Annotated in this window: 9 protein-coding genes; 5 read left to right on the top strand and 4 right to left on the bottom strand. The window is 72.4% G+C overall.

The genetic code is table 11. The annotated features are described in order from the left end of the window. Positions 1 to 139: 139 nt before the first annotated feature. The 3 genes from guaB to JIAGA_RS0122650 are packed head-to-tail and all read left to right on the top strand — an operon-like array spanning position 140 to position 4,413. A complete protein-coding gene (gene guaB / locus JIAGA_RS0122660) occupies positions 140 to 1,654 on the top strand; it encodes an IMP dehydrogenase (RefSeq protein ID WP_245597224.1) in 1,515 nt (504 codons plus the stop codon). A gap of 26 nt (positions 1,655 to 1,680) precedes the next feature. Continuing rightward, the gene (locus tag JIAGA_RS0122655) at positions 1,681 to 2,790 is read left to right on the top strand and encodes a GuaB3 family IMP dehydrogenase-related protein (protein ID WP_026877407.1); all 1,110 of its coding nucleotides are present in this window, start codon (positions 1,681 to 1,683) and stop codon (positions 2,788 to 2,790) included. Between the two features lie 54 nt (positions 2,791 to 2,844). Next, on the top strand, positions 2,845 to 4,413 hold the full coding sequence (locus JIAGA_RS0122650; protein WP_051426415.1) for a succinic semialdehyde dehydrogenase: 1,569 nt from the start codon (positions 2,845 to 2,847) through the stop codon (positions 4,411 to 4,413). 1 nt (position 4,414) lies between these two features. On the opposite strand, the gene JIAGA_RS36245 is transcribed toward JIAGA_RS0122650, so the two are convergent. From JIAGA_RS36245 to JIAGA_RS31810, 4 genes are all read right to left on the bottom strand, one after another. After that, positions 4,415 to 4,819, bottom strand: a complete 405-nt coding sequence (locus JIAGA_RS36245) for a type II toxin-antitoxin system VapC family toxin (protein ID WP_342673668.1) — start codon at positions 4,817 to 4,819, stop codon at positions 4,415 to 4,417. 772 nt (positions 4,820 to 5,591) lie between these two features. Then, positions 5,592 to 7,391: an ABC transporter ATP-binding protein gene (locus JIAGA_RS0122640; RefSeq protein ID WP_051426414.1), complete on the bottom strand. Its 1,800-nt coding sequence runs from the start codon at positions 7,389 to 7,391 to the stop codon at positions 5,592 to 5,594. Continuing rightward, entirely contained in the window at positions 7,388 to 9,121 is a 1,734-nt protein-coding gene (locus tag JIAGA_RS0122635) for an ABC transporter ATP-binding protein (RefSeq protein WP_026877404.1), read from the bottom strand. Before JIAGA_RS0122635 ends, JIAGA_RS0122640 begins: the two co-directional genes overlap by 4 nt. A gap of 112 nt (positions 9,122 to 9,233) precedes the next feature. Further along, on the bottom strand, positions 9,234 to 11,600 hold the full coding sequence (locus JIAGA_RS31810; protein ID WP_051426413.1) for an OmpL47-type beta-barrel domain-containing protein: 2,367 nt from the start codon (positions 11,598 to 11,600) through the stop codon (positions 9,234 to 9,236). A 104-nt stretch (positions 11,601 to 11,704) separates the two neighbouring features. On the opposite strand from JIAGA_RS31810, the gene guaA reads away from it, so the two are divergent. Beyond that, positions 11,705 to 13,279, top strand: a complete 1,575-nt coding sequence (gene guaA, locus JIAGA_RS0122625) for a glutamine-hydrolyzing GMP synthase (protein ID WP_026877403.1) — start codon at positions 11,705 to 11,707, stop codon at positions 13,277 to 13,279. Positions 13,280 to 13,386: 107 nt separating this feature from the next. Beyond that, positions 13,387 to 14,418, top strand: a complete 1,032-nt coding sequence (locus tag JIAGA_RS31805; RefSeq protein ID WP_051426412.1) for a glycerophosphodiester phosphodiesterase family protein — start codon at positions 13,387 to 13,389, stop codon at positions 14,416 to 14,418. The last annotated feature ends 73 nt before the right edge of the window (positions 14,419 to 14,491 follow it).

Here is a 14,491-nt window from a genome sequence, read left to right as displayed (position 1 = left end):
ACAGCGCAGGTGGAAGAGGCCGCGGCGTCCTGCGCAGGTCTCCGGTCGCCGCGTCGCGGGAGTCGGTGGTACGGCGGTCGCTGTCGGCCATACCATGGAGCCACCGCCTCCTCCGAGCCAGGAAAGTGTCATGGACCCCATGCAGTCCGCCGTGCCTGAGCTGTTCGCGCCGCTCGGTCTCACCTTCGACGATGTCTTGCTGCAGCCCGGCGAGTCCGACGTCATCCCCAGCGAGGTCGACACCAGATCGAAGGTGTCGCGGAACGTCTCGGTCAGCATCCCGATGCTGTCCAGCGCCATGGACACCGTGACCGAGTCGCGGATGGCCATCGCGATGGCCCGGCAGGGCGGCCTGGGCGTGCTGCACCGAAGCATGTCCATCGAGGACCAGGCCCACCAGGTCGACCTCGTCAAGCGGTCGGAGTCGGGCATGGTCACCGACCCGGTCACCATCGGCCCTGAGGCCACGCTGACGCAGATGGACCGGATGTGCGGGCAGTACCGCATCTCGGGTCTGCCGGTCACCGACGACGACGGCGTCCTGCTCGGCATCATCACCAACCGCGACATCCGCTTCATCCCGACCACGGAGTTCGACCAGCGGCGGGTCCGCGAGGTCATGACCACCATGCCGCTGGTCACCGGTCCGGTGGGCATCAAGTCCGACGACGCGTTCGCGCTGCTGGCCAAGCACAAGATCGAGAAGCTGCCGCTGGTCGACGACGCCGGCCGGCTCAAGGGCCTCATCACGGTCAAGGACTTCGTGAAGTCCGAGGAGTTCCCCAACGCCACCAAGGACGCCGAGGGCCGGCTGGTGGCCGCGGCCGCCGTCGGGTTCTTCGGCGACGCGTGGGAACGGGCCATGACGCTCGTCGAGGCCGGCGTCGACGTCCTGGTCGTCGACACCGCACACGGTCACACCAGCCTGCTGCTGGAGATGGTCAGCAAGCTCAAGGCCGACCCCGCGGCCGCGCACGTCGACATCGTCGGCGGCAACGTCGCTTCTCGCGCCGGCGCGCAGGCGCTGGTCGACGCCGGTGCCGACGGCATCAAGGTCGGCATCGGGCCGGGGTCCATCTGCACCACGCGCGTGGTGGCCGGGGTCGGCGTCCCGCAGGTCACCGCCATCCACGAGGCGTCACGGGCGGCCAAGCCGGCCGGCATCCCGGTCATCGGCGACGGCGGGCTGCAGTACTCCGGCGACATCGCGAAGGCGCTCGTGGCCGGCGCCGACACCGTCATGCTCGGCTCGCTGCTGGCCGGCGTCGCCGAGAGCCCGGGCGAGCTCATCTTCATCAACGGCAAGCAGTTCAAGTCCTACCGCGGCATGGGGTCGCTGGGTGCGTTGCGCAAGCGGGGCGCCGAGACCACCGGGTCGCGCGACCGGTACTTCCAGGCCGATGTCGCAAGCGACGACCAGCTCATCCCCGAGGGCGTCGAGGGGCAGGTGCCGTTCCGGGGCCCGCTGGCCAGCGTGACCCACCAGCTCATCGGTGGGCTGCGGCAGTCCATGTTCTACACCGGCGCGCGCACCGTCCCGGAGCTGAAGGAGCGCGGCCGGTTCGTCCGCATCACCTCGGCCGGGCTCAAGGAGTCGCACCCGCACGACATCCAGATGACGGTCGAGGCTCCGAACTACGCCTCGCGCCGGTGAAACCCACCGTCCGATAGCCTGTGCGGGTGGCGGAGATCGAGATCGGCCGCGGCAAGCGTGGCCGCCAAGCGTATGCCTTCGACGACGTGGCCATCGTGCCGTCGCGTCGCACCCGCGACCCCGAGGAGGTGTCGACGCACTGGCAGATCGACGCCTACCGGTTCGAGATCCCGCTCGTGGCCGCGCCCATGGACTCCGTCATGTCGCCGGCCATGGCCATCGCGCTGGGACAGGCCGGCGGTCTGGGTGTGCTCGACCTCGAAGGCCTGTGGACCCGTTACGAGGACCCCGAGCCGCTGCTCGAGGAGATCAGCGGCCTCGAGGAGGGCAAGGCTCTCAACCGGCTGCAGGAGATCTACGCCGCTCCGGTGCGTGAGGAGCTCATCGGGGACCGGCTGCGCGAGATCCGCGAGGCCGGCGTGACGGTGGCTGGCGCGTTGTCGCCGCCCCGGGTGAAGCGCTACCACCAGGCCGTCCTCGACGCCGGTGTCGACATCATGGTCATCCGCGGCACCACGGTTTCCGCCGAGCACGTCTCCGGCCGGGCCGAACCGCTCAACCTCAAGCAGTTCATCTACGAGCTCGACGTGCCGGTCATCGTGGGCGGTTGCGCGACCTACCAGGCGGCTCTGCACCTGATGCGCACCGGTGCGGCCGGGGTGCTGGTCGGGTTCGGCGGCGGGTCGTCGCACACCACCCGCTCGGTGCTCGGTGTCACGGTGCCCATGGCGACGGCCGTGGCCGACGTCGCCGCCGCCCGGCGCGACTACCTCGACGAGTCCGGCGGCCGGTACGTGCACGTCATCGCCGACGGCTCCATCGGCCGCTCCGGCGACATCGCCAAGGCCATCGCCTGCGGCGCGGACGCCGTCATGGTGGGCTCGCCGCTGGCGCAGGCCGCCGAGGCACCCGGCCGCGGCTGGCACTGGGGTTCCGAGGCCCACCACCCCGAGCTGCCGCGCGGCGAGCGGGTCCAGGTGGGCACCATCGGGCCGCTGACGGAGATCCTGGGCGGCCCGTCGTACCGTGCCGACGGCTCCATGAACCTCGTCGGTGCGCTGCGCCGTGCCATGTCCACCACCGGGTACACCGAGGTCAAGGAGTTCCAGCGGGTCGAGGTCACCGTCCTGCGCTGACCCGCCGCCCGCATCGGCGATCACGTGGCGCGTCCAGGTCGTAGGCTGGTCGCGATGAGCAGCACCGTGAGCGTCGACGGCGTCGTCGACCAGCATCTCCTCGACCAACTGGTCGACGGCGTGGTCGCCCGGCCGCGGGCCGAACGGGCCGCCACCGTCGCGCCGTTCACCGCCCAACCGCTCGCCGAAGTGCCCGTCTCCACCGTCGAGGACGTCGCGACGGCGGCCGCCGCGGCCCGCGACGCCGCGCACGGCTGGGCCGCCCGGCCGGTGGTCGAGCGGGTCCGCATCATCGGGCGCATCCACGACCTCGTGCTCGACCGGCGTGCCGAGATCGCCGACCTCGTGCAGGCCGAGGCCGGCAAGGCCCGCCGCGACGCCTTCGAAGAGGTGGCGGACGTCGCGCTGGCCGCCCGTTATGTGGCCGCGCGCGGGCCGCAGGTGTTGCGCGAGCGCCGCCGGGTCGGGCTGATCCCGGGGCTGACCCGGGCGGTGGAGGCGCACCGACCGAAGGGCGTCGTCGGCGTCATCTCGCCGTGGAACTACCCGCTGACGCTGGCCATCTCCGACTGCCTGCCGGCGTTCGCGGCCGGCAACGCCGTGCTGCACAAGCCGGACCAGCAAGCCATGCTGACGGCACTGCTGGCCCGGTCCATCGCCATCGAGGCCGGATTGCCCGAAGCGCTGTGGCAGATCGTGTCCGGCGACGGCCCCGTCATCGGCGGCGCGGTGGTCGAACACGCCGACTACGTTTCCTTCACCGGTTCCACCTCCACCGGCCGGATCGTCGCGGCCCGGCTGGGGGAGCGGCTGGTCGGCGCGTCACTGGAGCTCGGCGGCAAGAACCCGATGCTGATCCTCGACGACGCCGACCTCGACCGGGCCGCCGAATCCGCCGTCCGTGCCTGCTTCTCCAACGCCGGGCAGCTGTGCATGTCGATGGAGCGCCTCTACGTCGCCGCCCCCATCCGCGGGCCGTTCCTCGAGCGCTTCCTGGCCCGGGTCGACGGGCTGCGGCTCGGCGCGGCGTTCGACTACTCGCGCGACATGGGCTCGCTGATGTCGCAGGCCCAGCTCGACAAGGCCACCGCGCACGTCGGCGATGCCGTCGCCAAGGGCGCCCGGGTGCTGGCCGGTGGCCGGGCCCGGCCCGACCTCGGTCCCTGGTTCCACGAGCCCACGGTGCTCGACGGCGTCCGGCCCGGCATGCTGGCCGCCGACGGCGAGACCTTCGGCCCCGTCGTCGCCGTCCACACCGTCGGCAGCGACGACGAGGCCGTCGAGTTGGCCAACGACACCCCGTTCGGGCTCAACGCCAGCGTGTGGACCGGGGACGTGCGCCGCGGACTGGCCGTCGCCCGGCGGCTGCGCTCCGGCGTCGTCAACGTCAACGAGGGCTACGCCGCCGCGTGGGGCAGCCACGACCTGCCGATCGGCGGCGTGGGGTGGTCGGGGCTGGGCCGCCGGCACGGCCGTGAGGGCATCCTGCGCTACACCGAGACACAGGCCATCGCCGTGCAGCGCGGCCACGGCATCACCCCGCTGCCGGGCATGGACTACGACACGTTCGCGGAGCTGATGACCAGGTCCCTGCGTGTCATGCGCCGCCTCGGCCGCCCCTGACTCAGGCGCTACGCAGGTCGCGGATCCGGCATCGTGTGCCGGGGGCCGCCGCGAGTGTGCGGTCCACGGTGACGAGGTCGGCCTGCAGCGTTTCGGCGAGGGCGATGTAGGCCGCGTCGTAGGGCCGCAGGTTGTCCCGCAGTTCCCAGATGCGCGGCAACAGGGCGGTGTGCTCGTAGCGCCGCATATTCATCTGGCCGATCAGGTTTAGGGCACGCCGTGCCTCGGCGGCTGGCAGCTTGCCGCCGCGGACCAGGTCACGCAGGGTCGACGCGCACTCGAGGTCGACGGCATGGGGCGCGGCAAGTTGCTCGCCGACGAGACGGCCGCGCGGACCCGCTCTGCGACGGCATCGGCGCCTACGAGGAACTCCACCAGTGCGGACGTGTCGAGAACGATCACCCACGCGCCTCGCGGATCTCGTCGAGTGCGGCGGTGACGTCCTCGGCCGTGACCGCGGACCGGGCGGCGATGGTCCGGGCCGCGTCGGCGGCTTCGTCAGGACAACTAGCGCTGCTAGCGGTTCGCTTCCAGCGGTGTGGTGAGTTCCCGCTTCACCGGGCAAGCATTCCTGGTGAAGCGGGAACACCCATGGTGGACGTGATCATTTGTGGCTCTTCTGACGCATCCGTGGGCGTCACGTCCGGGGAGCCGATTGCCTGCCTCGTCGCACACTCGGCGAGCTTCACATCGTCGTTCCCGGTGGTGGCTCGCAGACCAGGTTGCCGCGCCTACTGTGGCACCGTTTCGGGTCACGTCACACGCGACGCGGTCGGACTCTGGCGTTCTCGCCGTCCGGTACGGCCTTCGAGGCGAGGACGTGACCCGAAGGCCCGCTACGTGACCCCGGCGACGACGCATGCGGGCGGGGGTGACCGACTGGCCGCGGGACTCTCGCAGGCGCCGTCCCATGCCCTGGGGCGGAGTCGCTCGCGCACCTTGGCACGCGATATCGGCGCCTTGGCACGCGAACTCATCGCTCGAGAGTCCAGTTTGTCCCGGTTCGAGGAGCGATGTCGCGTACCAAGGCGCGAACCGCACCATCGGTCCGCCGCGCCCCAACGGCAACCCTCCAGCCGGGCAACCGTCGCACGCGGCCAGGCGGCCAGCGGCAGGCGAACTCCCGCTCCGGCAGGCAAGCATTCCTGGTGAAGCGGGAACACCCATGGTGGACGTGATCATTTGTGGGCGGCCGGGGCGGGGGTGCCGTGCCACGACTCCCAGAGCGCTGCGTAGGCGCCGCCCTCGGCCACCAGCTCGTCGTGCGAGCCGAGCTCCGCGATCTGACCGCCCTCGACGACGGCGACCCGGTCCGCGTCGTGTGCGGTGTGCAGGCGGTGCGCGATTGCGATGACCGTGCGTCCGTGCAGCACCGCTGACAGGGACCGCTCTAGGTGCCGGGCCGCCCGCGGGTCCAGAAGCGACGTGGCCTCGTCGAGCACCAGCGTGTGCGGGTCGGCGAGGACGATGCGGGCCAGCGCGAGCTGCTGCGCGAACGCCGGTCCGACCGGATGCCCGCCGGAGCCGACGACGGTGTCGAGGCCCTCGGGCAGGGCGTCGGCGAGCTCCAGGGCGTCGACGGCGGCCAGGGCGCGCCGCAGCTCGTCGTCGGACGCGTCGGGCGCGGCCAGCGCCAGGTTGTCCCGCAGCGTCCCCACGAACACGTGGTGTTCCTGGGTGACCAGGACGACCTCGCGGCGTAGCTGGTCGACCTCGAGGTCGACCAGCGGGACGCCGCCGACCTCGACCCGGCCGGTGCGTGGCGGATGGATGCCGGCCAGCAGCCGTCCCAGGGTGGACTTGCCCGCGCCGGACGGCCCGACCATGGCCAGCCGTTCGCCGTGTTTCAAGTCCAGCGACACCCCGTGGAGCACGTCCTGCCCTTCGACATAGGCGTAGCGGACGTCGGCGGCGCGGATGTCGTCGCCGTCGGGCTGCGCGCCGGTGGGGTACCGATCCGGCGGCACGTTGCCGATGCCGACCACCCGCGCGAACGAGGACATGCCCACCTGCAGCTCGTCGAGCCAGGAGACCAGCCGGTCGACCGGGTCGACGATCTGCACCATGTAGAGCACCACCGTGGTGACCTGGCCGACGGTGGCGTGCCCGTTCGAGGCCAGCCACGCGCCCCAGGCCAGCGTCGCCACGACGGGCAGCACGTAGGCCATCTCGGCGGTCGGAAACCAGACGCTGCGCAGGTACAGCGTGCGCCGCTCGGCCGCGTACGCCTCGCGCAGGTCGTCGTCGATGCGCGTGATGCGCACGCCGGCCAGCCCGAGCGCCTCGATGGTGCGGGCGCCGTCGACGGTCTCGGTGACCGTGCCGTTGAGCGTCGCGTAGGACGCGCGCTCCCACAGGTAGCCGTCGCGAGCCCGCTTGAGGTACCAGCGGGTGCCGAGGAACAGCAGCGGCGCCCCGACGATGGCGCCGGCGGCCACCAGCGGGCCCGCGATCGCCGCCGCGGCGAGCGTCAGCACCGTCGTGACCAGGGCGACCAGGATCTCCGGCACCGCGAAACGCACGGTCCGCGACAGCGCGTCGATGTCGCCGGTGGTGCGGGCCACCAGGTCGCCGGTGCCGGCCCGCTCGACCGTGGACAGGGGCAGGTGCAGGACCCGGGCGATGAACGACTCGCGCAGCTCGCCGAAGACCTGCTCGCCGAGCACCAGCGAGCGCCTGATGGCAACCCGGGTGAGCAGCGCCTGGACGATGATGAATCCGGCCAGGGTGGCGGCCAGCACGTCGATGCGGGCGGTGCTGGTGCCCTGAGTGACGCCGTCGACCATGCGGCCCAGCAGGAACGGGCCGGCCAGGCCGGCGGCCGCGGCCAGCACGTGCACACCGAGCGCGATGGACAGCGCGCTGCGGTGCCGGCGGAACAGGAGGCGAGCCTCCTGGCGCACCTCGGCGGGCGACGAGACCGGTAGGGCGGTCGAGGCACTTCTCGCCGTCGGGGCCGTGGTCGGCGCCGTGCTCATGCGGGCTCCTCCTCTCGGGTGACGGTGCGGCGGTAGGCGGGGACGGTGCTCATGAGGTCGTCGTGGGTGCTGCTGGCGGCCGGCCGGCCGTCGTCGAACCAGACGACGGTGTCGGCGACGGCCAGCATCAGTGGGCTGGCCGTGACCACGACGGTGGTGCGCCCGGCCCGGGCGCCGCGCAGCTGCTGGGCGATGGCGGCCTCGGTGTGCGCGTCGACCGCGCTGGTGGGTTCGACCAGCACCAGCACCTCGGGGTCGCCGACCAGCACCCGCGCCAGCGACACGCGCTGGCGCTGACCACCCGACAGCGACCGGCCGCGCTCCTCGACCAAGGAGTCGAGGCCGTCGCGCAGGGTCTCGAGGACGTCGCCGGCCGACGCGGCCCGCATGGCGGCGGTGAGCGCGGCGTCGTCGTGCCGGCCGTGTGGGTCGAGGCCGCCGCGCAGGGTGCCGGTGAACAGCGTCGGTTCCGGGTCACTGACGACGACCCGGCGGCGGATCGCCTCGACCGGGAGCTCGTCGAGCGGGACGCCACCGAGCCGGACACCGCTGTCGGGGACCAGCCGGCCCAGGCGGTCGGCCAGCGCGGCGGTGAACGTCGGCTCGTCGGACACCAGCATGGTGAGCGAGCCGGGTTCGACTCGCAGACCGGTGACCTCGTCGACCAGCGCAGCGGGCGGCGCCGCGTCCGTCGTGCCGGACAGTGCCGGGGACGTGACGACGGCGGTGCCGTCGACAACCTCGCGTTCGACGGCGAGCACCGCGAGCACCCGGCGAGCGGCGACGAACGCGCGGGTGACGGCGAACGCCATCTCACCGGCGGTGCGAACCGGCATCAGCAGGAAGAACGCGTACCCGTACAGGGCGACCAGCGCGCCGGGCTCGACGGTGCCGTCCAGCACCAGCCGGGCGCCCACCCAGGTGAGCAGCACCAGGAAGATGCCCGGCAGCAGCACCAGGACCGCGTCGAGCAGCGCCTGGGTGCTCGCGAGCTTCACGCCGGCACCGCGGACGGTCTCGGACCGTTCGGTGTACCGGCGGGTGAAGACCCGCTCGCCGCCGATGCCGCGCAACACCCGCAGCCCGGCCACGGTGTCCGCGCCGAGCGCGGTGAGGTCGCCGAGCGCCTCACGCTGCTTGCGCTGCCGTTCCTGCAACGGCCGGATGAGCGGGCCCATGGCGAGCACCAGGACCGGCACGCCGATGAGCACCATGAGCCCGAGCGGGACCGATGTGGTCAGCACGATGCCGGACACGACGACGTAGGACACGATGGCACCGGCGAAGCGGGGCACGACCTCCATGGCGTGGCCGATGTGCATGGAGTCGCTGGAGACCGTCGCCGCGACCTCGCCGGTGGGCATGGTCTTCGGGATGGCCGGCCCGGTGCGGGCGGTGTGCTGGGTGACCAGCTGGATGACGCGGAACGCCGCGTACAGCCAGTTGGCCACCGACGCACGGTGCCGTGCCACCCCGGCCAGCGCCTGGATGACGCCCAGCGCGGCGACCAGCGCGGCCCAGCGAGCGGTGGAGGAGGTGTCGTCGGCGATGATGCCGTCGATGCCGTGACCGATGGCCCACGGCATCAGCGCCTGGGAGAGCATCCAGGTGATGCCGAAGAACGCGCCGACGACGAGGGTGCGCCACTGCGCCCGCGCCAGCCAGGCCAGGAACCTGCCGCGGGAGCTGGTGTCAGGGATGCCGGGGTCGGCGAAGGGAAGGGCGCGCACGAGATCCAACAGTACGAACCGGCACCGACAGGGTGCACCTGGTTTTCCGCCCGCTCGCCTCCCCTGACCGGCCGGGCGCTGCTACCCCGGGCGGGTAGCAGCGCCCGTTCGATCACCGGGTCGGGTCGGGCCGCGCCACGATCCGCTCGGTCACCGTCGTCGTGTTCCCGGCAACGTCCACCGCGCGGACCTCGACGGTGTGCCGTCCGGGCCGCAGCCGCACCGGCTCGGAGTACGGCGTCCACGCACCGCCGTCCAGGCGGTACTCGACCGACGCCACGCCGCTGCCGTCGCCGTCGTCGGCGGTGATCTCGAGGTAGGGCCGCCAGTCGCCGTCGACGTGGGTCACGTCCACCGTGACCTGCGGCGCCGTGACGTCCGGTGCCGGCGGGGTCCAGCGGAGCAGCTCCGGCCCGGAGGCCATCGCCAGCGTGCCGTCGTCGAGGACCGTGAACGACGAGTAGCGGAACGCGCCAAGATCCTCGACGGAGCCGGACTCACCCGCGACCCGGTACAGCCGGCCGCCGACGGAGACGTAGAGTGCGTCGGCCCCGGGCACCGGCTCGATGATGCCGGCCTGGTGTGGCCAGGTCCTGCGGCCCGGTGCGATCGGGTCGCCGAGCTGGACGGTGCGCAGGGCGGCGCCGGTCTCGGGGTCGATCTCGGCCAGCGTGGACCCGGCCAGCGTCCACAGCCGGCCGGCGGCGTCGAACATCGTCGCGACATAGCTCGGCGCGCCCTCGACGGGGGAGGTCTGCCAGCGCACGTCCCCGGTGGCCGGGTCGAAGGCCAGCACGGTGCCCTCGTCCTGGACCGGTGCCGGGCTGCCGGTGCCGCCGTAGACCCAGCTGCCCGCGTACACCGTCGCGTCGTCGTCGGCGGCCAGCGACGTCAGCGCCCGGTCCGGGGAGAGGTCGTCGAGGAAGCGCGTCTCGCCGGTGGCGAGGTCCGAGACCGCCAGCGAGCCACCGAACGTCGAGCCCTTCGGGCCGGTCGCCGCGAGCACCGTGTCGCCGACCGGCAGCATCGCGAACACCCGGTCCTGCGGGTTCTGCGTGTGCTGCTTGAAGTCCCACAGCTTGACCGGGTTGACCGGGGTGCCGGGCGCGCCGGGCGCGTAGTCGGGGTCGTTGAACGCCGCGTCCGGGTCGTACCGGTAGCCGCGGGCGTCGGGATACGCGCCGACGAAGACGGACTCGCCGTCGTCGTAGAGGTACTCCGTCTGGGAGAAGCGATTGAACCGGGACGTGCCGGTCTCGATGTCGACGAGCCCGAAGCCGCCGAGGAAGCCGCCGGCCCACACGCCGCCGCCGCTGGCCGGCTCGAGCGACACGATCTCGATCGGCTCGCCGGGAACCGCGGTGGGCACCACCTCGCCGCGGCCGGTCTGCGGGTTGTACCTCCACAGCTCACCGCGCCAGAAGAAGCCGGTCAGCGTGAGGCCGGGCCACTCCGGGTCGCCGAGGTCCACCCAGCCCACGCCCCGGTAGTTGTAGACGCGGCCTTCGTAGCGCAGCGGCGTCTCGGTGGCGGTCCCCGTGGCCGGGTCCCAGGCGGTGAGGGCGTTGTTCCGCATCACATAGAGCTCGCCGCCCGGGCCCGGGGCCGGCAGCTCGAGTCCGGCGACGGTGTCCAGTGACGCGCCCCAGGCCCCGGTGGCGGGGTCGTAGGCGTAGAGCGGGGAGTACTTGATATCGGTCCCGATGCGCACGTAGAGGGCGTCGCCGGCCACGTTGACGTCGAACACCGAGGTCAGCTCGTTCTCCGGGTTGGAGGCCGCGGGCAGGTCGATCTCCCGGCTGTCACCGGTGGCCGGATCGATCTCGAAGAGGTGTGCCCGGGTCATGGTGCCGACGTAGAGCTTGCCGCCGTACGACGCGATGGTGCGGGCCTGCTGCGTGTCGGCGGCGACGGCGCCGTAGTCCTGGAAGTCGCCGGTGGCCGGGTCGAACGCGTAGAGCCGGGCGCCGGGATAGGTGACGCCGTAGATGCGCCCGTCCGGGCCCTCGGTGATGTCCCAGGCGAACGTCTGGCCGGCTGCGACCTGGCCGAGGTCCTCGACGGCGTCCGCGCCGGGCGGCAGCCGGTAGAGGCGGCCGTTGGAGTTGGCGCTGATGTAGACGTCGCCGGATTCGGTCGGGACGACGCTGTACGACGAGCTGGCGCCGGGCAACGGCGTGGTGAGCAGGATCTCGCCGGTGCGGGCGTCGGCCGCGGTCAGCCGGGCCGGCTCGCCGGTGGTGACGCCGTAGACGGTCGGGACGCCGTCGGCGGTGGTGGTGACGGCGCCGCCGATCAGGTTGACGTCGTTGAGCGGCGTGCCCAGAGAAACGGGGTCGCCTCCGGCGGCTTCGGGCGCGGCTTGCGCCGGGTCGGGACCGGCGACGGAGTGAGGCCCGGCTCCGGCGGGTGTCGGGCCGGCCAGCGTGGCGGCGAGGGCAGCGGTGGCGATCGCGGTGAGGATCGGGCGACGGCGCATCGGCGGAACCTCCAGAAGAATGGTTACGGTCCAGGCCGTAAATACCGCTGGTGACCCTACCGGAGGTGCCTCCTCCTGCCAAGGTCTGCACTACGCTCGGGCAGGTGGCCGACACTTCCCATGACACCGTTCTCGTCGTCGATTTCGGCGCCCAGTACGCCCAGCTGATCGCGCGCCGGGTGCGCGAAGCGCGGGTGTACTCCGAGATCGTCCCGCACACCATGCCGGTCGAGCAGATGCTGGCCCGGCAGCCGAAGGCCATCATCCTGTCGGGCGGGCCGTCCAGCGTGTACGCCGAGGGCGCGCCCGCGGTCGATCCCACGCTGTTCGAGGCCGGGGTGCCGGCCTTCGGCATCTGCTACGGCTTCCAGGCCATGGCGCGCGCGCTCGGCGGCACCGTCCAGCGCACCGGCACGTCGGAGTTCGGCCGCACCCAGGTCAGCGTCGAGCAGACCGGCGTCCTGCTGCAGGGGGTCGACTCCGGTGCCAACGTGTGGATGAGCCACGGCGACTCCGTCACCGAGGCGCCGGCCGGCTTCGCCGTGCTGGCCGGTACCCCGGAGACCCCGGTCGCGGCGTTCGAGGACACCGCGCGCGGCCTGGCGGGCGTGCAGTGGCACCCGGAGGTGCTGCACAGCGAACACGGCCAGGCGGTGCTGGAGCACTTCCTCTACGACATCGCCGGCGCCCGGCCCACGTGGACCATGGTCAACATCGTGGAAGAGACCGTCGAGACGGTTCGATCCACGGTCGGAGAGAAGCGGGTCATCTGCGCGCTCTCCGGCGGCGTCGACTCCGCGGTCGCGGCCGCGCTCGTGCAGCGCGCCATCGGCGACCAACTCACCTGCGTGTACGTCGACCACGGGCTCATGCGCGAGGGCGAGTCGGAGCAGGTCGAGCGCGACTACGTCGCTGCCACCGGCGTCGACCTGCACGTCGTCCACGCCGCGGACCGGTTCCTCACGCAGCTCAAAGGTGTCGAGGACCCGGAGGAGAAGCGCAAGATCATCGGCCGCGAGTTCATCCGCGTCTTCGAGCAGGCCGCGCGCGACATCGTCGCCAGAGCCGGTCACGATGGTGCCGACTCCGTTGAGTTCCTCGTCCAGGGGACGCTGTACCCCGACGTCGTCGAATCCGGCGGCGGCGAGGGCACGGCCAACATCAAGAGCCACCACAACGTCGGTGGGCTGCCCGACGACCTACAGTTCACCCTGATCGAGCCGCTGCGCACCCTGTTCAAGGACGAGGTCCGTGCCGTCGGCGAGCAGCTGGGCCTCCCGCCGGAGATGGTCTGGCGGCAGCCGTTCCCCGGCCCCGGGCTGGCCATCCGCATCGTCGGCGCCGTCGACGCCGAGCGGCTGGCCGTCCTGCGCCGGGCCGACGCCATCGCGCGCGCCGAGCTCACAGCGGCCGGTCTCGACCGCGACGTCTGGCAGTTCCCGGTCGTGCTGCTGGCCGACGTCCGCTCGGTCGGAGTGCAGGGCGACGGGCGCACCTACGGTCACCCGATCGTGCTGCGGCCGGTGTCCAGCGAAGACGCCATGACCGCCGACTGGTCGCGGCTGCCCTACGACGTCGTCGAGCGCATCTCCACCCGCATCACGAACGAGGTGCGCGAGGTCAACCGAGTCGTCCTCGACGTCACCAGCAAGCCGCCGGGCACCATCGAGTGGGAGTGACCGGGTACGTCCCTGCTGTCCGGTTGCGCCGCGGCGTTGGGGTGTACGTCACGCCGTATTCGGATCGGTGTGGTCGACCCGACACGGCGCGCTTTTAGCCTGGCCGCATGTCGGACACCTTCGCCCGCCAGCGCCCGCTGGTCATCGCGCACCGCGGCGCGAGCGGATACCGGCCCGAGCACACGCTCGCCGGATATCAGCTCGCCGCCGACCAGGGTGCCGACTACATCGAACCGGACCTCGTGCTCACCGCCGACGGCGTCCTCGTCGCCCGGCACGACGTTGAGCTGTCGGCATCGACGGACGTCGCCGAGCGCCCGGAGTTCGCCGGCCGCCGGCGTCGCCGGCTGGTCGACGGCCGCGAGCTGACCGGCTGGTTCGTCGACGACTTCACCCTCGACGAGGTGCGGTCGCTGTGGGCGCGGGAGCGCATCCCGGCGCTGCGGCCGGCCAACCAGACCTACGACCGGCTTCGTATCCCCACGTTCGACGACGTCGTGCGGCTGGCCGTGGACGCCGGGCGTCGCCGTGGTCGCGCGGTCGGGCTGTACCCGGAGCTCAAGCACCCGACCTACCTGGCCGAGCGTGGCCTCTCGATCGAGGACGCCCTCCTGGACGCCCTGCGCGGGTTCCGGCTGGAGCGCGCCGGCGTGCCGATCCAGGTGCAGAGCCGCGAGCCGTCGGCCCTGCGCCGGCTGGCCGCCCGGACGTCGGTCCCGCTGGTGCAGAAGGTCGACATCACCGGCCGCCCGTACGACTGGGAACGGGCCGAGGACGGCCGCCGGTACGCGGACCTGCTGACCCCGACGGGGCTGCGTGAGGTGTCGACGTACGCCTCGGCCCTGGGCGTGCACAAATCGCTCGTGGTGCCCCGGGACCCGGAAGGCCGCCTGGGCCCACCCGGCCGGCTGGTGGCCGACGCGCACGCCCTCGGCATGGCGGTGCATGCCTGGAGCTTCCGCAACGAGAACTCGTTCCTGCCGGCCGACCGGCGCCGCGGACCCGAGGCGGCGACGCACGGCGACGCTCACGGCGAGCTGGGCGTCTTCCTCGTGGCCGGGGTGGACGGCATCCTCACCGACCACCCCGACACGGCGGTCGCGGCCCGCGCCGACTACCTCGCCGCCTACGCCTCGTAATGATCACGTCCACCATGGCTGCTCCCGCTTCACCAGGAATGCTTGCCTGATGAAGCGGGAGAACGCCTGGTGC

The sequence above is a fragment of the Jiangella gansuensis DSM 44835 genome (genome assembly GCF_000515395.1).
GTDB lineage: Bacteria > Actinomycetota > Actinomycetes > Jiangellales > Jiangellaceae > Jiangella > Jiangella gansuensis.
Note: the sequence above shows the minus strand (reverse complement) of the source record. Positions and strands in the feature narration are given on the sequence as shown.

What these genes read in the sequence shown, in the direction of transcription:
- JIAGA_RS0122650 (WP_051426415.1), top strand. Translation starts at nt 2,845, where the DNA reads ATGAGCAGCACCGTGAGCGTCGACGGCGTCGTCGACCAGCATCTCCTC.
- JIAGA_RS0122640 (WP_051426414.1), bottom strand. Translation starts at nt 7,391, where the DNA reads ATGAGCACGGCGCCGACCACGGCCCCGACGGCGAGAAGTGCCTCGACC.
- JIAGA_RS31805 (WP_051426412.1), top strand. Translation starts at nt 13,387, where the DNA reads ATGTCGGACACCTTCGCCCGCCAGCGCCCGCTGGTCATCGCGCACCGC.
- guaB (WP_245597224.1), top strand. Translation starts at nt 140, where the DNA reads ATGCAGTCCGCCGTGCCTGAGCTGTTCGCGCCGCTCGGTCTCACCTTC.
- JIAGA_RS31810 (WP_051426413.1), bottom strand. Translation starts at nt 11,600, where the DNA reads ATGCGCCGTCGCCCGATCCTCACCGCGATCGCCACCGCTGCCCTCGCC.